Here is a 20335-nt window from a genome sequence, read left to right as displayed (position 1 = left end):
CATATGGGCAAAATTTTATTTGTTGATGATCAAAACGAAATACTTGAATTGCTTAGAAAAAAAATGCAGAAAACTTCTTTTGAAGTTGAATTTGCTTCATCAGGAAGTGAAGCTCTTGAAAAATTGATGAAATCAGATATAGATGTATTGGTAACAGATATAATGATGCACGGCATGAATGGTTTGGATTTAATAGATGAAACTCAAAAAATGTACCCGGAATTGGTGAAAATTGTATTATCGGGCAATGCTCAAGTGAGTTCTATAATTGATGCAATTAATGAGGGACATGTATATAGATATATAATAAAACCTTGGAAAATAGATGAAGATGCAATAGAAATACTATCGAAAGCTGTTGAAGAGGCTGGAATTAGAAAGATTAAAAACAATTTAAAGAATGAAATATATATAAATATAAAGGAATTGAATAATTTGAGAAAATACTCTGAATGGGAATTGATTGATTACGATGGAAGGTCGATTTTGAAAGACACAGGCTTGGGAGTAGAAGATTATCAGGAAAGAAAAATTGACAGCATTGGTGGAGATATTAGAATTAGGTATAAAGAGGAGAGCTAAATGAAAAGAAAATTTGAGCTTCAGATTTTAACAATGCTTATTGCTTTTTTGATGATACCAATATTTAGTTTAACTTATTTAGCATATTCGGATATAAGAGCTAAGGTGTTTTTAAGCGCAGAAAAAGAGATAGAGTTTGAGTTTAGAGATAAACAAAAAATTATAGTTTCTCATTTAGATAGATTATTTTTTGAAGTTGAACGGTTGGATATTGAGAATAGTGGTTTGAGTCAATATATTGATTCAAGCATATCAAATATAGCTGGAGTAGAGGATGTAGTAGTTATAAAAAGTAATGGTGAGGAGTATATAAACACAGGCGATATAGGGCATATGCGAGAGATAAAAAATTTGATTGAATCAAAATTATTGGTTTTGCCCGTACAGCTTTTTAGAATAGATGTAGAGCAATCTGAATATCCAAGGTATATATTGATAAAGAGAAAGTATGATGAAAAATCATTTATTGGTTACATAGCAGTTGAGATTAATATGAACGAATTTCTTGACTACAAACTTAAACTAGAACTTAAAGATATACAGATTTTTGATGAAAATTATCAGAGAGTATATAGCAATAAGGGATTGAATGTATTGGAAAGTGAAGTTAACGAAATAACAAAAAAAATGATAGACGGAGAAACTGGTATTGGTGAAGCCGATGGAAATTTGACTTCGTACGGTCATATTGATTATTTAGATACAAATTTGTATATATTAATTAGTGATTCTATGGAAGGTGTTAGCGATGGAGCAAAACAGACCTTGTACAAATTTGGAGCGGTGGCAGTATTTTTGATCATGCTTACTATGCTTTTTGCTTGGCGTGTATTGAGATTTATTGATAAAAAAATGGTTGAGCTTCTATTAAAAGATGCCTATAAAAATCATGAGTTTCTACATTTGTCATCTAAATTAAATGAAGCAATAGAATGGATAGACGATGTTGTATTACATTATGATGAGCTAAATAGATTAAAAGATGAGTTAATAGAGATAAATAACGAATTACCAAAGGAAGAGGATGTTCATGATAAAAAATTTATTATCTCGAAATATTTCAAAAAAAATAGAAAAAAGTAGATTAGAGAAGTTTGGAAATTTTATGTATATTTATCGATACGATTTCTTTGCATTTGGAGTAATGATTATATTTATATTATATTATCTTAGGACATTACTCCAAAGTGGTCATATCGTATTTAGTGATATAGATTTTCCATTTAACTCTAAGAGATATTTAGAAGAGATATTTGGCCTTTGGAATGAAAGGTGGAGTACGCCTACTACTTTAAATTTACCTAGGTTGATTTATGTGCTACCGTCATATTTTCTAAGTCTAGCATTTGGGGGTAGTGGAGAGGTTTTTTTTAAGTTTTTTTTGTTTCAAATAGTAATCACTTCGGCACTTAGTTTATATATATTTGCTAAAAGATTAGTAAGCGTTTATATGGGAGCGCATTTTAACTTTATAAAAGTATTTAGTCTTATAACTGGTAGCTTATTATATGCTATAAATCCATGGGTAATATTTAGGATACAGCATATATATTTGTTGTGTGGTTATAGTGTTTTTCCACTTATTTTGTTGTTTTATTTCAAAGTATTTGATATTAAATTCCAAAGGCAAATAATTGCGGCATACTCACCTTATGAGAAAAAATTATATAAACAAAATATACTAGATATATTTTTATTGGCGTATATAGTCACAATAGGCTCAGCAGCTATTCATTATTTTTTTTATACTGTTGGATTTTTTGTAATACTCAGTATTCTCTTACTTTTGAAGTATACACTGAAATATAGGAAATATGGAATTGCTAGGCTTAAGAAAATCTACTATATATTCATGAAAAAAGCTGTGGTTTTTTCAATATTTTTTATTGGTCTTAGTGCTTACTGGCTAATCATGTATGTTTTAAGCATAGTTTTTGGAATTCAAGCTAGCCAGCATAATATAAATGCTTTAGACACTTTTGTCCAATTTAGTAGGCATAGTGATATAAAATCTATATTATTTTTGATTAGCTATTGGTGGCCAATGTTTGATTTTTCTAAATTCGGGAGTTCGTTTTATATTGGAGGCAGTATACTACTTGCTTTTGTAGGGCTAGGACTAATTTCACAAGGTGTAAAGAAACACATACTTACATTTTTTAGCTTGCTATTGTTCTTAACTATATTAATATCTACTGGGGTCAATATTCCGCAGATAACTCCTTATTTTTTGATATTAAATAAATTACCTATAATAGGAAATATGTTTAGAGATCCAAATAAGTTAATTGGAATCGTTACACTACTTTATTCTATTTTTATTATTTTTGGATTTGAGTGGGTGAATACAAACCTTGGAAATTCAAGATATCATAAAATCATAAAAGGTGGGATGATAGTTTTTATGCTTATTGGGTTGACACTTTATTTAGAACCCATGAAAACATTGTATGTAGATAAGTTTTTAAATCCAATAAAGATTCCAAACGCATATACAGATTTATTGGACTATCAGGAAAAAAATCCTAGAAGGAGCTTGTATTTTCCTATTGCAGATCAAATGCTTCATAGAGAAGGAAAAGTATCTACACCGTTTTGGAACTTAGAAGACCAAAGCGGCATGAATTACAAGGCAACTGGTGATATTCAAATCTACAGTTCGATGAATGATACGATATTTCATCATGAAGGGAGCGATCCGAATATAGGCTACTACATTAATTTTATTCAGTTTTTATTAGATGAAGGAAGGTCAATGAATATAGGGAATTTGATATCGTGTTTTGGAGTGGATAGACTAATATATCATTCTGATTACTTGACACAAGAACATAGACAAAAGCTCAATAGAGATATATTGGATTTGCAGAATAATTTGATTAAAGAACATGAGATTGATTATATATATATTTACGAATTAGAGAAAAAGGCTAAAAAAGCTGAAATAGTAAGACATAAAATTTTTAGCACTAGTGGGTTAGAAACAATGGATCAGTTAATATCATTTAGAGCGAATGTGTTAGACAATTATCCAGTGATTTTTATAAATAATGGCTTTGGAGTGTTAGAGGAGCATTTAAAAAAAGATGATTATATTGAAGTCGATGACAAAACAGAATTGCTTATGTCAATGTTAGATAAAAGTGAAATGCTCTTTCCGTTTGATTGGATAGATGAAGTAAATCCATTTGTTAAATGGTCCAAGACATATCTTAGTTTAGGTGATTGGAAATGGTATATGAAGACGATGAACTTAGATATATCTCAATATGATTTTGATTTAAATAAGGGAGTAGCAGTGACGTTTGCATCAGCGGCATTAGATGTATTGCCACAAAATAAGAAATATATAGAAGGAAAATTGGTGGCAGATTTTGACACTATGCTTAGACTAGATAAGTTTTTTGTACCAGATAATCCAACACTTTTTTCGGTAGTTGCAAATCCTTATTCTGATTATAATGATTTACCAACACTTAGAGGAGTTATACAAAAAGGTGAACCAAAGAACATTTGGCAGGTTGCTAAATCAGGTTATCTTAAAGCAAAGGAAAATACACCGTATCAATTCAATTTGGTAGTTTCTGGGAGAGGGACGAACCAATTGCATGTAAAGGCAAGATTTTTTGATAAAAATCAACAAGAGATAGGAGTGGCTTATGTAGTAGCTCCAGAAGAAACAAGTGATTTTAAAGGGATAAATTTTATTGGAGAATATGTTACACCTCCTGAAACTGAGTTTATGAGACTTGATTTGCTTACATTTCAAAGACCAGATCAAAAAATATATTGGTGGATTCATGACATTTCATTATTTGATTTGACTAAATATAAAAATGATAATGTCATAAAAGGTATTTATAACACTGATATTGATGGGAAATACAAGGTTTTTGCTAGAGTATTTAAATCTAAAAAAGGTGGAAGTATAGAGTTAGATATTAATGATGAGAAACATGAGATACTTACAAAGAACAATCAAATATCTAGATTTGAATGGGTAAATTTAGGTGAAATATATCTTGAAAAAGGAGCTCATGAAATAAAATTAGATAATAAAAAAGGTTTTAATGCAGTAAATTCTATATCAATAATTAGTTTGCAAAAATTAAATGAGTACAATGAAAGACTCAAATATTTGATTAAAAGAGCAAAATTATTTAATATAGTAGAATTCGAACAAGATTTTAACTACACTGATACATTGCAGACAAAGCGAAATTACCTAGGCTTAAGTTTAGGTAGAGGGATCTCAATAAACAAAGGAAATTTAAATTATGATATAGATATATTAAAAACAGGAGATTATGTTTTTAATACAAAATTAAAATATGGATCTCATTTAGGAAAAGTGCAAATGCAAATTTATAATGATAAAGGTGAATTAGAGTATAAGTTTAATTTAGATGACAAAGGAAAGAGTGAAAAATTTCTACCTAAAGTTATTGAATTTGATGAGTTCAACAGAGAGTATCCAAGACAGCTAGAACAGGCAAATTACTTGAGGTTAGATTATAGAAGTATTGAAACACCGTCGGTATTTTTAAAAGAGGGAAGTTATAGAGTCGTGTTTGAAGTAGATAGTGAATTAGATACATTAGTTGATTTGTCAGAGTTTGGTAAGAATGCACTTAATAAGCTTGAGTTTCCAGAGCATAATAGTCCGTACATTGAAGAATTGGAATTCGGATGTGGAGAAATAAATGAAGACATGATGAAGAGATTTAAAATTGCTGGAGGATATAGGTATGAATTTGAACCTACAGAATCTATTGATTGGTATACGTATGCATCCCCACTACTTAATGTGAATGAGGGTGAAGAACTTGTTGTAAAGTTCAAGGCGCGATCAGAGATAGTTAAAAAAAGACATGAAGAAATAATATTTGTTGATAGAAATAATAAGTGGATAAAAACCACATATATAAATGAAGTTGAAGAAAGAAAAAAAAGTGATATGAATGAATATGAGCAAATTGTAAAGGTTCCAAAAAATGCAGTTAAAGCTGGTATTCAGATAAAAGCTAGAGGTGGTAGTAAAAAAGGATTTATAGAAGTAAGAGATTTTGAAATATATGAATACGATAGGATGATAATTTTTGATCAATTCGCATATGGAGAAGACAATATAGCGAATTGGTTTGTTGATTACGACATAGACGATCCAGTTGTGAAAAGAATAGATGAAATGAAATATAATTTAAAATTATCTAAAACTAGTGAGAATTCATATATAAATTTTTATAGATCTTTTAGTCCAGCATGGAGAATTACACCATCAATAGAGGCGGATATTTCATTTAATGCAGTTACAAGTGGATATGCACTTGGTTTAAATAGTGAATTTAGCGTAGAGATGAAGCTTAGAAAAATATACTATATTTGTTTAGCGATGCATATGATAACTATAATAGGAGTATTTTTTGTTTACAAAAGGGGAGGTTCAAGATGACAAAAAGAAAAATACTAGTTGTAGACGACAATGTTGAAGTTCTTGAAGATATAAAAAAAGCTTTAAAATCTTACAATTATGAGGTTAAAACTGCAGCATCTATTGAAAACGCAAAAAAATGTCTAAATAGAAGCGATATAGATGGAATAATATTAGATGGTTTTATAGAGAATAGCGGAGGAATAGATTTTTTAAAAGAGATACGTATGGCACATAGCACTATGAAAATCCCAGTATTATTGCTGTCAGAGAAAAGAGAAGAGATTGATTTGATATTAGGGTTAGAAATGGGTGCTGATGATTATATGTATAAACCCTATAGTAAGAGAGAATTGAATTCTCGCCTTGGAGCTATTTTTCGTAGAATGAACTATTCTAGTAGTATTTATGCAGCTAAAAATTTTGAGATAAATATTGAAAATCATATTATATTGAAGCGTGGAGAAATTTTAGATTTAACCCCTACAGAATTTGAACTTTTAGCTGTACTAAGTAAATATCCTCAAAAAGTATTTACTAGATCAGAATTACTAGATATTCTCTGGTCTGATGAGGTTGCATACACTACGCGTACAATAGATGTTCACATAAGCAATTTGAGGAATAAACTTGAAGACGACCCGGCAAAGCCCAAGTACATTAAGACTATTAGAGGATATGGATATAGATTTAACAACATGGAGGGACTATTGTGAAATTAAAATTTTTGGTAATTATAGTAGCTGTAAGCTCAATAATGTCAGGGTGTGCTAGAACGCAAAAAGGGCCAATAAAAATAGGGGTGAATGATTGGCCACCATGTGAAGTGTGGACTATAGCTCAGCAAAATGGTTATTTTAGTGGCATTGATGTTGAAATTGTGAGATTTACAAATTGGTCTGATAATATGAATTCAATGTATTTTGGTACTACTGATATAACTTATGCAACGTACTTTAATTCTATATATTTGTCAGATAAAGGCGAAAGGGCTAAATTACTCATGCCAATTGATACAATAGTAGGAGGAGATGGATTAGTCGTATCAGGTGATATAGATGATATATCTGAGCTGAAGGGAAAGAAGATTGCAGTGGAAATAGGAACAGATGAACATTTCTTATTATCAAAAAGTTTAGAAAGTGCAAATTTAACGCTTGAAGATGTTGAGCTAATATCTAGCACATCGAAAGAATCAATAGAATTACTAAATGGTGGAGAAGTTAGTGGTGCATTTACTTATGAACCTTACTTGAGTAAAGGAGCAAATGAATACGGTGGTAATATACTTTTTACAACAAAAGAGCTTCCAAATCATAGGGTTAACGTGCTCGTGGCAAGAGAAAGTTCATTAAATGATAGAAAGGATGATTATAAAATAATCGTTGAAGCCTGGTATAAAGCACTAGAGTATATAGAAAAAAATCCTAAGGAGAGCTTTGAGATAATGGCAAAAAATGAAAATATGGATCCAGAAGTGTTTGGAAAATTTTATAGTGAATTTAAATTTTATAGTAAAGAAGAGGCTAATAAGCAACTTGAATCAAGTGAGCTAGAAAAGCTATTGAATTCAATGAATGAATTTTGTGAAAAATATCATTTGATAAATGAAAAAGTAGATGTTAAAGAACTATTAGATGTCAAAGTTTTAGAGGGAATAAGATATGAAGACTAAAAATAGAAAGCAAAGTTTAATAGCAAAAATCGCAATGAATTTATTAGTTTTAACTATAGTGATAAATATATTTTCTATATTCCTTATAAACAAAGATATACAGGATTATGTAGAACGATATATTGAGGAAGAGGTCACTCTTGTATTAAAAAGTTTAGATTGGGCAGTTGCTCCTCTATTAGAGCAAAATAATGTGCAAAATGTTCAGAGAATAGTAGAACAAATTGGAAGTAATTCTATAATAGAACACGTTAGCATATATGATGAGTCATACAAAATTATATTCACTAATGACAGGGAAAAACTTGGTGAGATAGATGCAAATGATTGTGTTGTTGCAGTATTGAGGGATAGAAAACTGAAAGAGATATATAAAGATAGAAGAGATGTTAGTTTCAAAATGGCAATTCCAGTGAGAAGTACATCATTTGATACGATTAAGGGAACTGACATAAAGTATGTATTGTTTGTTTCGGTTGACACTGGGTACATTGGCAATTTACAGCAAAATTTAAAATACAAATTTCAAGCTATATTCTTGTTTGTAAATATAGTATTTATAGTAACAATCCTAGCCGTTATATTTAGATATGTAGGTATACCAATAAAAAAAATAAGCGATGGAATTCATTCTGTATACAATAGAGACTACGATGTGTCTATAGATATTAGCAATAGCAAAGAGTTTCAACTTATGTCATCTTTTTTTAATGATATGGTATCTGATATAAAGAAATATACAAGCGATTTGAAGATGGAGAAAGAAAAGGCAGAAATAGCAGGTAAAGAGAGACTAAAATTTTTAGCTAGGATGAGCCATGAAATAAGAACACCTCTGAATACAGTTATCGGTTTTACTGAAATACTAGAAGAAGATGAGAAAAATTTAGAGAAAAAAGAACAACTAAGAATAGTTAAAAGATCAGGTAAACATTTACTTTCAGTGATAAATGACATATTAGATTTTTCAAAAATAGAAAATGAAAGCATAGTATTAGAAGAGATTAAATTCGACATTAGAGAAGAAGTATATTTAATATATGAGATGTTTGATCCAAAAGCAAAAGAGAAAAAATTGAAGTTTAATATTTTGATAGAAGAGGATTTGCCGAGGTATTTTGTTGGGGATGTATTTAGAATACGTCAAATTATGATAAATATATTAAGTAATGCTTTCAAATTTACCCAAAGTGGTTTTGTCAAAATGGAATTAGAATTGAATAATGGAAAGCTATTTATAATAATAGAGGATTCAGGGATTGGAATTCCAAAAGAAAATTTTGGGATAATATTTGATGCATTCAAACAATCGGATGAATCCACAACAAGAAAATTTGGAGGTACGGGATTGGGATTGTCCATATCGAAACAACTTATAGAATTAATGAAGGGGCACATAATAGTTGAAAGTATTGTAAGTGAAGGAACAAGGTTTTCTGTTGAATTACCTTTGCCATACGACAATAAATCTAATATAGACGTTATATTACAAGCGAGCAAAAGAAAAGAGCAATTTGAAGTTGAAGAAGTATATAGAATACTTGTTGCAGAAGATTTAGAAGATAATCAGACATTGTTGAAGGCAATGCTAAAGAGAGAGAAAAATATTGAATTGAATTTTGTAGACAATGGTCACGAGGCACTTGTTGCTTTGAGAAATAGTAAGTATGATTTATTATTATTAGATATGCAGATGCCAGTATTAGATGGAGAAGGAGTACTTAGTGAACTAGAAGAGAATCCTATAAGCGGGCTTAAGGTTATAGCACTAACCGCAAATGCATCGAATGAATATCGAGAAAAATATATAGAGCTAGGTTGTGACGATTTTATGTCAAAACCAATAAGTAAAAATAAATTAAAACAGATGATAAAGGAAATGAGATTATCAAAATATAAAAAAAATCACGAAAATTAGTTCTGAGTATTGTGTAAAATTTAAAAAAGCGATAGTATAGTCATGACAAGAATAGGGTTTAGAGTACTTTGAAATGGGGTATTATGGAAATAATATAAGTGCTTAAGGGTTAGACAGGAGAGAAGTGTATGGAAATAATATTGGTGATTTTATTATTTGGAATTCTAGTAGGCGTAATTATTTGGCAAAAAAAACTGACAAGTAAAATAGATGATTCTTATTTTGAGAACGCCTATGGAGAAGCAACGCAAATGATTGCTATAGTAAATATCGACGGAGAAATAATAAGCGCAAATAAATCGTTGTGTGAATTTGCGGGGTTTGAAGAGAAGGAAATTCTTGGAGATGAGTACTGGAATTTACCTTGGTTTAAAGGTTCGGAAATTATGCAAAATAAGCTTATTTTTTCTATGGAGAAAGCGTACAGAGGAGAACTTGTAAGATTTGAAGTGGGATATAATAGACCTGATGGCGAATTGTACGAAATAGATTTTCAGGTTAGACCTATAAAAAATGAAGAAGATGACATAAAGTATTTTATAATGATGGGATATAATATTACTGATTTGGCTCGAACAAAGAATGCTCTTACGAAAAAAGAGCAACAGTTAAATTCGCTATTTAATTATGCAAAAGACGGTTATTTCTTTTATTTACTGGATGAAGGAGTTCCTTTTGACAAATTTGGAAGAGATGATGCGGAAGAATTATTGAAATACCACAAATTAGTTCGCTGGAATAATATGCTTTTAAAGCAATTGCAGTGCCGAGAATATGATTTTGAAAAGAAAAGTTTAGAAGAACTTTTTTCGGTGAAAAAAGAAAAGATAGTAGAAATATTTGCTATAGTTATAGAAAAAGGTTTTGTTGATGTAATGTTTCACTTCAATCCAGAAGACGATAGAGAGGAACGTTATTTAGATGTTTCGATAATTGCTATGCATGGGACTAATGATGACTATCTTGGTTGTTTTTCTGTAGTACATGATATTACAAAATCGAAAATTTATGAAAAAGAATTAGAAAGATATGCAAATAAAGATCCTCTTACAAATTTAAATAACAGACGAAGTTTTTTTAGATATTCTAAAATACAAGATGAAAAATCTAGAAATGGAGTTCTAATAATGCTTGATATCGATCATTTTAAAAAAGTTAATGATAGGTATGGACATGATGGAGGAGATTTAGTTTTAAAGAAGGTTGCAAATCAGCTTGAAAAGCATTTTGGAGAACTTGGTATGGTGTGTAGATATGGAGGAGAAGAGTTTGCGGTGGCGTTATGGGACGTTGGTATTTCTAAAGCGGAGGAGATTTGTGAAAACTTTAGAAAAACTATTGCTTCATCTTCTTATGACCATGAAGATAATAAGATCAAGATTACAATAAGTTTAGGCTTGTCTGAAATAGATACTAGTGTGGGTGTTGAAAAGACAATACCTAGAGCAGATAGTGCACTTTACAAATCAAAGGAAACCGGAAGGAATAAACTTACAATTTTTAGAGATTAGCTTGAAATAAGAATAGTTGAAGCGTATAATTGAGTTGTATGGGGGCTGTTTGAAACGGCTGAGATAGAAGATGTATTATCTTTTGACCATTAGACCTGATCTAGGTAATGCTAGCGTAGGAATACACCATGAACTCAACGTATATGTTAAGATGATGTATTTATTGAGCATGCCAATTTAGGCGTGCTTTTTTTATTTGAGTTTTTTTACATTACAAAATGAGTTTAGTGAGTGCTTCACGCTTATTGCATACTAGATTTAGATATTTAAAGGAGGAAATTTATGTTAGCACAAATGAGTAGTATGGTTTTATTTTTGGTGGTGAGTACAATAAGTGTGAATTTTGTAAAAAGAGAAAAATTTGATATGAAAAAAATATCAAGAATAAGTATATTTGCAGCGCTTACGATGGTTTTATATTTTATAAAATTGGTGCCATTTCCACAGGGCGGAGGTTGTAGTTTGTTGTCTGTTTTGCCAATAATGATTTTGGCAGTTGTTGGGGGTACTGGAGAAGGTGTGATTTGCGCTATTATAGTAGCTAGTCTCAAACTAGTATTAGCTCCGCCATATTATCCACTTCAAATTCCTCTTGACTATTATGGAGCGATGCTAGTGATTGCATTTACACCATTATTTGGAGTAGATGATAAGTTTAAGCTATTTCTAGGGGGAATAAGTGCTGGATTTGTTTCTATGATATTTAGTGTGTTATCAGGAGTGTTGTTTTTTAGTCAGTTTGCACCAGAAGGAATGAATCCTTGGTTATATTCATTTATATACAACGTATCAGGATATGGAGTAGAAGTAATAGCTAGTGTCATAGTGCTTGTATTTATGCCACTAAATAGCATAAGAAAGCAATTTAAATATGCATAGAGGAGGATTTTTTTACTATGGGATTTTCAGAAATATTGAAGCAAGATAAAAGGGTACAAAAATATCATGAATCATATATGAGACATCCATTTGTAAGAGGTTTAGCTAATGGAAACTTAGACAAAAATAAATTTAGAAAATATCTTATACAAGATACTCTTTATTTAAAGGATTATGCTAAGGTGTACGCATATGCATTTCTTCTTGGTGAATCAATAGAAGATTTGCAATTCTTGCATACTTGCATAGGTGTGGTTATGTCAGAAGAGACAAATATGCACATAAAATATTTGAATGACTTTGGTTTGAATGTATATGAGATTGACAATATGGAAATTGAAAAGGCCAATAGAGACTATTTGGATTACATGCTAGGATTTTCAAAGGAAAATGATATGAAATCAATATTTGTAGCTGCCCTTGCGTGCACATTAACTTATGAGTATATTGGAAAGCAGTTGAAGTACGAGAGATTAAATGATGACAAGAGACATTATTATGATCCTTGGATAGATGAATATGCAGGCAAATCATTTGAAAGTTTCAGCATTAAGTCATGTGAGTTAATAGATAGATATTGCGCTGATATTTCTTTAGAAGAGCAAGAGAGGTTAATTGACATATATATAAAAGCATGTGAATATGAAATGGGATTTTGGGATATGAGTTTTGAAATAAAATAAGAGAGTAGGCGGTATATATGCTAAAGAAGATATTGATGAATTTAGAATCAAAAACACCATTAGTCCACAATATAACAAATTATGTTACAGTAAATGATTGTGCTAATATAGTACTTGCAAGTGGAGGAGCTCCTCTTATGGCCGATGAGTTAGAAGAGGTAGAGGATATAGTAAGTATAAGTAGTGCTCTATACATTAACGTAGGAACACTTAATAAACGAACTATAAAATCAATGATATTAGCAGGTCAAAAAGCCAATAAACTTGAAATTCCAGTTGTATTAGATCCTGTTGGAATGGGAGCTTCAAAGCTTAGAAGTGAAACTGTAAAGACACTCGTAGAGAATATTAAATTTGACATCATAAAGGGGAATTTTTCGGAAGTAAAATCTCTTTATGAGGATTGTAAAAATGAAGGTGGAGTTGATGCTACATCTGCTGATATATTAAAAGCTAAAGATTTAAGCTATATAGCAGATTTTGCAAAAAAGGCATCTGTGCAATTTGAATCTATTATTGCTATAACTGGTGAAGTTGATTGTGTAAGCGATGGACAAAGAGTGGCGTATATAGAAAATGGGCACTCAATGATGACTAAAATCACAGGAACTGGTTGCATGACGGGAAGCATGATGGGGGTATACGCAGCTGTTTCAGAAAAAAATTATTTTGAATCTGCAATGTTGGGTCTTGTTACTATGGGTTGTGCAGGTGAAATTGCAAATGAGAAAATAGAGAAAAACGATGAAGGAACAGCTAGCTTTAAGAGATATTTGATAGATGAAGTTAGTAAATTTGATGTAGCTATGTTGGAAAAGAGAGGTCGTTATGATGTTAGATAGAAAGAGTTTAAATTTGTATTTGGTAACAGATAGACGCTGGCATGAAGAAAATGCATTTTTAGAGAAAATAGAAGAGAGCCTAAAAGCGGGTGTTACATTTCTACAGATCAGAGAAAAAAACATAGAATATGATTTGTTTTTGAAGAGAGCTATCGAAATGAAGCAATTAGCTGAAAAGTATGATATACCGTTTGTAGTTAATGATAATCTTGAAATAGCAATTGAGTCAAATGCTGATGGAATTCATATAGGACAAGGTGATTTACCTGCATCTGAAGTTAGAAAAAGGATAGGAAATGACAAAATATTAGGAGTTTCAGTTGGAACAGCGAAAGAAGCTATAAAAGCAGAGCAAGATGGAGCGGATTATCTTGGTGTAGGTGCAGTATTTAGTACTGGAAGTAAGAGCGATGCTATACTAGTAGACCAAAGTGAAGTAAAGAAAATATGCGAAGCTGTGGATATACCGGTTATAGCAATTGGTGGTATAAACGAAGAAAATATTCTCGAATTACAAGGTTTAGGACTTGTTGGTGTGGCAGTCATATCAGCAATACTAGCAAAAGAGAATATAGTAAAAGCAACACAGGATTTAAAAATAAGAACTAAGCAGATATTACAAGATAATGTGCCTAAGACACTTACTATAGCGGGTTCAGATTGCAGTGGCGGTGCAGGAATACAAGCCGATTTAAAGGCAATGTCAGCTTGTGGATGCTATGCTATGAGCGTTATCACGGCACTTACAGCTCAAAATACTACTGGGGTATATGGAATAGAGGATTGTTCTGCGGAATTTGTTTCTAATCAGATGAAATGTATTTTTGAAGATATTATGCCAGATGCAGTCAAAATTGGTATGGTTTCGTCAGTTGATATTATAGAAACTATAGCGAAAGGGCTTGAAATCTATAATCCAAAGTATATTGTATTAGATCCAGTTATGGTTGCAACAAGTGGTTCTAAACTATTAAGGGATGAAGCTGTGGAAGCGCTCAAAAAGTATCTCATTCCTATGGCATCTATAATTACTCCGAACCTATCAGAGGCGGAAATATTAAGTGGTAGAAGCATATTGAGTGAAGATGATATGATAGAAGCGGCTAAAGCTATTTCTAACTATTATAGTGGATATGTATTGATAAAAGGTGGCCATTTAGAAAAGAATGCTAATGATTTATTGTATAAAGATGGAAGTATAGACTGGATTGAAGGAAGGCGTATAAAGAACAATAATACGCATGGTACTGGATGTACACTATCATCAGCTATAGCTAGTGGTTTAGCTAAAGGATTGACTGTAAAAGAAAGTGTTGTAGAAGCAAAGTCGTATTTAACAAGAGCGCTTGAAGATCAAATGAATTTAGGCTGTGGGAGTGGACCGCTTAATCACTTTAGCAGATAAAATAGACACTATAATTTATAACTTAAAGGCGTAAAATACCTATGATTTTCGCCTAGTAGTCGTTTAAAAGTATTGAGAGTATAAAAATATGATTATAAATTAGTAGAGAATATCAATATTTATTTTTGATATAATATTTTGTACTAATAAAGAGAGTTGCTACAAAACAAATGTACTTGTAGTAACTCTCTTGTTGTTTGAATATACTAAATATTATAATGCAAACTATGCAGTCTCATTTTTGTCATGAGTATGTTGTAAAGTGTCATATTCGTTAACAGCTTTTACAACTAAGTTGGCAAGACCTATCAAACCTATAAGGTTAGGAATAACCATTATAGCATTGAAGAAGTCGGCACAACTCCAAACCAAATTTACATCTGTGAATAATGGGCCAGCAACTATACAAGCTAGAACGACTATATGGTAATATTTTACTTTATCAGAACCGAATAAGTATGTTATATTTTGAGCTCCGAAGAAACACCAACTGATTATAGTTGAGAATGCAAAGAAGAATAGGCAAATTGCTATTACCCAAGAACCGGCAGTTGGGCTTATAGAGCTAAGACCTTGCGCAAAACCTGCTTGAGTCAATTCAGCAGCTGTAAAACCTGAACCTAGCTGTCCAGTAGTAAGTATTACTAGAGCAGTTAATGTACAAACAATACCGGTATCAACTATAACACCTAGTATAGCCAAAAGACCTTGGTCAACAGGATGTTTTACTTTAGCGATAGCGTGTGCATGAGGAGAAGAACCCATACCAGCTTCATTTGAGAAAATACCTCTAGCGATACCATATCTAAAAGCTTCTTTAAATGTAGCACCAATGAGACCACCAGTAGCTGCTCTAGGGTTGAAAGCTCCCACAAAAATCATTTTGAAAGCAGGACCAATCATATCTGCATTTAGAACGCAAACCACAAGAGCTCCTATAATATAAACTATAGCCATAACAGGGACAACTTTTTCTGTAAATGAACCAATTCTAGATACACCACCGAATAAAATCAATGCGGCTAGTAAAGCTAGCGTGAGACCTACTATAAAAGGTGGTATTGAAGGAGCTACAGTAGAAATCGCTTTCCCTATTGAGTTAGATTGTACTATATTTCCCATAAAACCTAGTGCAAATATTATTGAAATCGAAAAGAAACCGGCTAAGAATTTATTGTTCAAACCTTTGCTAATGTAGTAAGCTGGTCCACCGACCATTTTTCCATCTTTAGACTCTCTAAATAATTGACCAAGAATTGCTTCTGCACATATAGTACCCATTCCAAAGAATCCACTAATCCACATCCAAAATACGGCTCCCGGACCTCCAGATACCAATGCAGTGGCAACACCAGCTAAGTTACCAGTACCAACTTGAGCTGCTATTGCAGTGGTAAGAGATTGAAATGGACTTAAACCCTCACCTTCATGTTCATCACCACTATCATGACTTTTCTTAAAAATATTTTTAAAAGCTAATTTTAATTTAGTAATTTGAATAAATCGTAATCTGAGTGTAAACATAATTCCTGTACCGAGTAAAAGAACCAACATTACAGGTCCCCATAAAAAACCATTTGCTACATCTAAAAATTGTTTGAATGACTCCATGATAATCCCCCTTTAAATGACTAGAAATATAAATTTTGTAAAATTGCTTGTAAATTGATGGCCATCAATTCTAGAAAAATAACCCCAATATTAAAAATAACCACGAGTGTTATATTCTTAACAATTATAGTATACTCTCTAAAAAATGAAAAAACAAGTAAAATGTTGAAAAAGACAGAAAAATTGAAAAATATCAAATCTATTTATTTGTGTTATAAAAAATAGATTTTGAGTCAAATAATTTATCGATATATGCATTTGGAAAAATCATGATTTTAGATTATAATTAGTGTAGATTACAAAAGCTAAGAGGGATGGTGAAATATTGAGAATATTTATTGGCTTAGAAATTACAAATGATATAAGATATAGCATTGGAAATACAGTAGCGAAATTGAGTATTGAAGGCAAAGTATATCCTAGGGAAAACTATCATATAACATTGAATTTTTTAGGGAATATAGACGATGATAAGTTGGAAAAAGTATTTGAAGTTTGCCAAAGCGTGGCAAAACAAAAATCTGAATTTGAAATAAATGTTGGCAAATTAGGATACTTTGAAAAGAAAAACAAAAAGATACTTTGGATTAAGGTTTTAGATGAAATGAATAAATTACAAGAATTATATGCTGATTTAGCAAATGAGTTAAACGTTTTAAAATTTGAATACCCATTAGAATATACACCTCATATGACTATTGCTCGAAATGTAAAAATGAAAAGTGAAGATATAGAAGTTATGGCCGAGCAGTTTGAACTATTGAAAATGCCTTTAGATGTAAGAAATCTAGTAGTGTTTGAAAGTAAAAGATTAGAGGGAGAACTAAGATATATTCCAATTAGAAAGATAAAATTTTGTCAAAAATAGCTAATTAATTAGCTTTAGTATATAATAATCATTGAAGTATGCTAAATTGTATATATAATTACAAAAAAATTTAAGGCTTACAAAAAAGTTGAAAGTTGTGTACAATAGTTATAGAGGTTTAATACAAAAATTTGAGAGGGAGTGGAATTATGTTTTCAGAAAAAATTATGGAAAGTTTAAGTCATTCATCATGGATTAGAGCTATGTTTGAGCAAGGTGCTAAATTAGCAGAAAAATACGGTGCTGAGAATGTTTACGACTATAGTTTAGGAAATCCATATGCAGAGCCACCAAAAGAAGTACAGGATGCACTCAAAAAATATGTAGATGGAGAATATAGAGGTTTACATAGATATATGAACAATGCAGGATATCCAGAAGTTAGAAAACAAATGGCAGATGATATAAATAAGACTTCGAAGGTTAAGTTAGGATCAGAAAACGTAATTATGACAGTTGGTGCTGCAGGAGGACTAAATGTTACAATGAAAGCATTGCTGAATCCTGATGAAGAAGTGATTATATTTGCACCATATTTTGTTGAATATAACTTCTATGCTTCAAATCATGGTGGAAAAGCAGTTGTTATGCCAGCTAATACTGAAACATTTGGACCAAATTTAGAAGCTTTTGAGGCAGGAATTAATTCAAAAACTAAAGCAGTTATAGTTAATATACCAAATAACCCTACAGGAGTTATATATAGTGATTCAGATCTTAAGAAAATGGCAGAAATTATTGAGAGAAAAGAGAAGGAACTTGGAATAACTATATTTGTTATTTCAGACCAGCCATATTCTGCTATACTTTATGATAATGCAGAAATGCCAAATCTTATGAATTATTTTGAAAATGCTATCATAATCAATTCATTTAGTAAGTCATTGGGACTTGCAGGAGAGCGTATAGGTTATATTGCAGCTAGTCCACAAATTAAAGATGTAGATAAATTTATGCTTGCACTTAGCTTTTGCAATAGAACACTTGGTTTTGTTAATGCACCAGGATTGTTCCAAAAAGTTGTAGGAGATGCAGTAGATGCTAAAGTAGATGTAGAAGCGTATAAGAAGAGAAGAGATTATTTATATGATAATTTGACAAAAATGGGATTTGAAATAGTAAAACCAGAAGGAGCATTTTACTTATTCCCTAAGGCATTAGAAGATGATGATGTAGCATTTATAAAAAAAGCAGTAGAACATAATTTACTATTAGTTCCTGGTAGTGGATTTGGATGCCCTGGATACTTTAGAATGTCTTATTGTGTGGAAATGGATATGATTGAAAGATCTATGAAGGCGTTTGAAGAATTAGCAAAAGACTATAATTTATAGAAAAAAATGCTAGACATTTTGTCTAATATAAGTTGTAGAGTTGATTTATAAAACATTATTAAAAAGCTGATGCATATAAAAGTAAATATTGATATGAAAAGCTATCAAAATATTTTATTATTTTGATAGCTTTTTTTATTTTACTTCGATGTATTCGGGATAATTGGGTAAATAAACTGTATAAGGAGGGAGCAATATGTCACTTAAAATACCTGAGAAGAATATAATAAATCCTGTTGATTCGAAAATGGGAAATGAATTAAAACGTGCAGGAAATAAGATTTCAAAGAAAACTGATAAGGACAATGACGACAAAGTTATTTACGACAAAGTCACTATTGAGAAGTTAAAAGAGAAGAGTGATAGGGCTTATCAAAATTTGCGAAACATTGTTGAGGAGTTACTTAGAAAGCAAGGTCTTAGTTTTAAGCGACTAGAGCAGGAAAAAGAATTAGAAATAAAAATAGATGATGAAACTAGGGCGAAGGCAAAAGAAGCGATAGAAGAAGGAGGAGAATATAGCGCAGAGGCTGTGAGTGATAGAATCGTTGATTTTGCAAAAGCTATTAGCGGAGGAGACAAAGAAAAGTTTGATTTGTTAAAAGATGCTATTGAGGAAGGATTTGAGCAGGCGAGAGATGCTTTTGGCGGAGAATTACCTGAACTATCGAATAGAACTTATGATTTGGTCATGGAAAAATTAGAAAATTGGAAAATGGATGAGCAAGAGAAAATAGATACTAATATGGATTCTAATACAGGTGAGTAATAGCATTAATTAAGAACAGACGTTGTTAATCTTTGAAAGATAGGCATTGTCTGTTCTTTTATCTTTTTTGAAATTAAATATAGTTATGTTTGTCAATAAAAAAACGTGCACAAATGTGCAAAAATATAAAATACTATGGTAAAATGTTCACTTGGGTGTTATAATCTCATTAACAACTCAAATGAGTCGATTCTGAAATATTTTTATGAACGAAATGGAGTTTTGCATCTGGGAAAACTGTCTTTAGGCAATTTAATAAAGACAGTTTTTGCAAAATTAAATTTTTTAGAGAGTGGGAAACCCGTTTCATAGCGCTATTATAATGACAAATTTGGGGGAAAACGTTAAGGAGGAGTTATTTTGAATTTATTTATGAACTTTTTTATGGAATTTGTTAATAAGTTCCTAGGACAGGCACCATTGTTACTTGGTACAGTTGTATTAATCGGTTACCTATTGATGGGGAAGAAGCTTTACGAGGCACTTGCAGGATTTATTAAAGCATTTGTTGGATTCAAAATTTTACAGGTTGGTACAGGTGGATTGGTTAAGACGTTTGCGCCAATCATCAATGCATTGACAGAAAAGTTTGGAATTAAAGCATTTGTAATAGACCCTTACTTTGGACAGACATCTGGTGTAGAAGTGTTGGATGCAGTTAATTCACTTCAATATGTAGGATATGTAATGCTTATAGCATTTGCGTGGAACATTTTATTAGTTGCATTTAGAAAGTACACTAAGGTTCGTCCATTATTTATTACTGGACACATTATGTATCAGCAATCAGCAGTACTTCTTTGGGCATTATACACAGTAATAGAAGG

The 20335-nt window shown here is 31.3% G+C and carries 16 protein-coding genes, 1 pseudogene and 1 riboswitch; of the genes and pseudogenes, 16 read left to right on the top strand and 1 reads right to left on the bottom strand.

What is annotated here, in order from left to right:
- Positions 1-3: 3 nt before the first annotated feature.
- From N4A40_08155 to thiD, 12 genes and pseudogenes are all read left to right on the top strand, one after another.
- Complete coding sequence (locus N4A40_08155) at positions 4-582, top strand: response regulator (GenBank protein ID MCT4661816.1); 579 nt, start codon at positions 4-6, stop codon at positions 580-582.
- Positions 583-1665: a hypothetical protein gene (locus N4A40_08150; protein ID MCT4661815.1), complete on the top strand. Its 1083-nt coding sequence runs from the start codon at positions 583-585 to the stop codon at positions 1663-1665.
- Positions 1613-6034, top strand: a complete 4422-nt coding sequence (locus N4A40_08145) for a hypothetical protein (protein ID MCT4661814.1) — start codon at positions 1613-1615, stop codon at positions 6032-6034. Before N4A40_08150 ends, N4A40_08145 begins: the two co-directional genes overlap by 53 nt.
- The gene (locus N4A40_08140; GenBank protein ID MCT4661813.1) at positions 6031-6729 is read left to right on the top strand and encodes a response regulator transcription factor; all 699 of its coding nucleotides are present in this window, start codon (positions 6031-6033) and stop codon (positions 6727-6729) included. Before N4A40_08145 ends, N4A40_08140 begins: the two co-directional genes overlap by 4 nt.
- Entirely contained in the window at positions 6726-7688 is a 963-nt protein-coding gene (locus N4A40_08135) for an ABC transporter substrate-binding protein (GenBank protein MCT4661812.1), read from the top strand. The genes N4A40_08140 and N4A40_08135 overlap by 4 nt, the downstream gene beginning before the upstream one ends.
- Complete coding sequence (locus N4A40_08130) at positions 7678-9606, top strand: ATP-binding protein (GenBank protein MCT4661811.1); 1929 nt, start codon at positions 7678-7680, stop codon at positions 9604-9606. Before N4A40_08135 ends, N4A40_08130 begins: the two co-directional genes overlap by 11 nt.
- Before the next feature lie 128 nt (positions 9607-9734).
- On the top strand, positions 9735-11117 hold the full coding sequence (locus tag N4A40_08125) for a sensor domain-containing diguanylate cyclase (GenBank protein ID MCT4661810.1): 1383 nt from the start codon (positions 9735-9737) through the stop codon (positions 11115-11117).
- 28 nt (positions 11118-11145) lie between these two features.
- Positions 11146-11257, top strand: a riboswitch (TPP riboswitch).
- Between the two features lie 142 nt (positions 11258-11399).
- Positions 11400-11996, top strand: a complete 597-nt coding sequence (locus tag N4A40_08120) for an energy-coupled thiamine transporter ThiT (GenBank protein ID MCT4661809.1) — start codon at positions 11400-11402, stop codon at positions 11994-11996.
- Positions 11997-12013: 17 nt separating this feature from the next.
- The gene (gene tenA / locus N4A40_08115; GenBank protein MCT4661808.1) at positions 12014-12679 is read left to right on the top strand and encodes a thiaminase II; all 666 of its coding nucleotides are present in this window, start codon (positions 12014-12016) and stop codon (positions 12677-12679) included.
- A 17-nt stretch (positions 12680-12696) separates the two neighbouring features.
- Positions 12697-13521, top strand: coding sequence for a hydroxyethylthiazole kinase (gene thiM / locus N4A40_08110; protein MCT4661807.1), 825 nt, complete (start codon positions 12697-12699; stop codon positions 13519-13521).
- Positions 13511-14122, top strand: a pseudogene (gene thiE / locus N4A40_08105) (thiamine phosphate synthase). Before thiM ends, thiE begins: the two are co-directional and overlap by 11 nt.
- Before the next feature lie 27 nt (positions 14123-14149).
- Positions 14150-14926 (top strand): bifunctional hydroxymethylpyrimidine kinase/phosphomethylpyrimidine kinase, encoded by a 777-nt coding sequence (gene thiD, locus N4A40_08100; protein MCT4661806.1) that lies wholly within the window; start codon positions 14150-14152, stop codon positions 14924-14926.
- A gap of 225 nt (positions 14927-15151) precedes the next feature.
- On the opposite strand, the gene N4A40_08095 is transcribed toward thiD, so the two are convergent.
- Positions 15152-16537 (bottom strand): sodium:alanine symporter family protein, encoded by a 1386-nt coding sequence (locus N4A40_08095; GenBank protein MCT4661805.1) that lies wholly within the window; start codon positions 16535-16537, stop codon positions 15152-15154.
- A 325-nt stretch (positions 16538-16862) separates the two neighbouring features.
- Between N4A40_08095 and thpR the strand changes: the two genes are divergently transcribed.
- The 4 genes from thpR to N4A40_08075 all read left to right on the top strand — a co-directional run.
- On the top strand, positions 16863-17405 hold the full coding sequence (gene thpR / locus N4A40_08090; protein MCT4661804.1) for an RNA 2',3'-cyclic phosphodiesterase: 543 nt from the start codon (positions 16863-16865) through the stop codon (positions 17403-17405).
- A 149-nt stretch (positions 17406-17554) separates the two neighbouring features.
- Complete coding sequence (locus tag N4A40_08085) at positions 17555-18739, top strand: pyridoxal phosphate-dependent aminotransferase (protein ID MCT4661803.1); 1185 nt, start codon at positions 17555-17557, stop codon at positions 18737-18739.
- Between the two features lie 196 nt (positions 18740-18935).
- A complete protein-coding gene (locus N4A40_08080; protein ID MCT4661802.1) occupies positions 18936-19508 on the top strand; it encodes a hypothetical protein in 573 nt (190 codons plus the stop codon).
- A 360-nt stretch (positions 19509-19868) separates the two neighbouring features.
- Positions 19869-20335, top strand: a 467-nt coding sequence (locus tag N4A40_08075; GenBank protein ID MCT4661801.1) for a PTS ascorbate transporter subunit IIC, incomplete at its 3' end; no start/stop codon positions are given.

The sequence above is a fragment of the Tissierellales bacterium genome, assembly GCA_025210965.1.
Lineage (GTDB): Bacteria > Bacillota > Clostridia > Tissierellales > JAOAQY01 > JAOAQY01.
Note: the sequence above shows the minus strand (reverse complement) of the source record. Positions and strands in the feature narration are given on the sequence as shown.

Excerpts from the sequence above, each read along its gene's own strand:
- N4A40_08085 (MCT4661803.1), top strand. The coding sequence starts at position 17,555 with ATGTTTTCAGAAAAAATTATGGAAAGTTTAAGTCATTCATCATGGATT.
- tenA (MCT4661808.1), top strand. The coding sequence starts at position 12,014 with ATGGGATTTTCAGAAATATTGAAGCAAGATAAAAGGGTACAAAAATAT.
- thiM (MCT4661807.1), top strand. The coding sequence starts at position 12,697 with ATGCTAAAGAAGATATTGATGAATTTAGAATCAAAAACACCATTAGTC.
- N4A40_08150 (MCT4661815.1), top strand. The coding sequence starts at position 583 with ATGAAAAGAAAATTTGAGCTTCAGATTTTAACAATGCTTATTGCTTTT.
- N4A40_08125 (MCT4661810.1), top strand. The coding sequence starts at position 9,735 with ATGGAAATAATATTGGTGATTTTATTATTTGGAATTCTAGTAGGCGTA.
- N4A40_08120 (MCT4661809.1), top strand. The coding sequence starts at position 11,400 with ATGTTAGCACAAATGAGTAGTATGGTTTTATTTTTGGTGGTGAGTACA.
- N4A40_08080 (MCT4661802.1), top strand. The coding sequence starts at position 18,936 with ATGTCACTTAAAATACCTGAGAAGAATATAATAAATCCTGTTGATTCG.
- N4A40_08145 (MCT4661814.1), top strand. The coding sequence starts at position 1,613 with ATGATAAAAAATTTATTATCTCGAAATATTTCAAAAAAAATAGAAAAA.
- N4A40_08130 (MCT4661811.1), top strand. The coding sequence starts at position 7,678 with ATGAAGACTAAAAATAGAAAGCAAAGTTTAATAGCAAAAATCGCAATG.
- N4A40_08095 (MCT4661805.1), bottom strand. The coding sequence starts at position 16,537 with ATGGAGTCATTCAAACAATTTTTAGATGTAGCAAATGGTTTTTTATGG.
- N4A40_08155 (MCT4661816.1), top strand. The coding sequence starts at position 4 with ATGGGCAAAATTTTATTTGTTGATGATCAAAACGAAATACTTGAATTG.
- N4A40_08140 (MCT4661813.1), top strand. The coding sequence starts at position 6,031 with ATGACAAAAAGAAAAATACTAGTTGTAGACGACAATGTTGAAGTTCTT.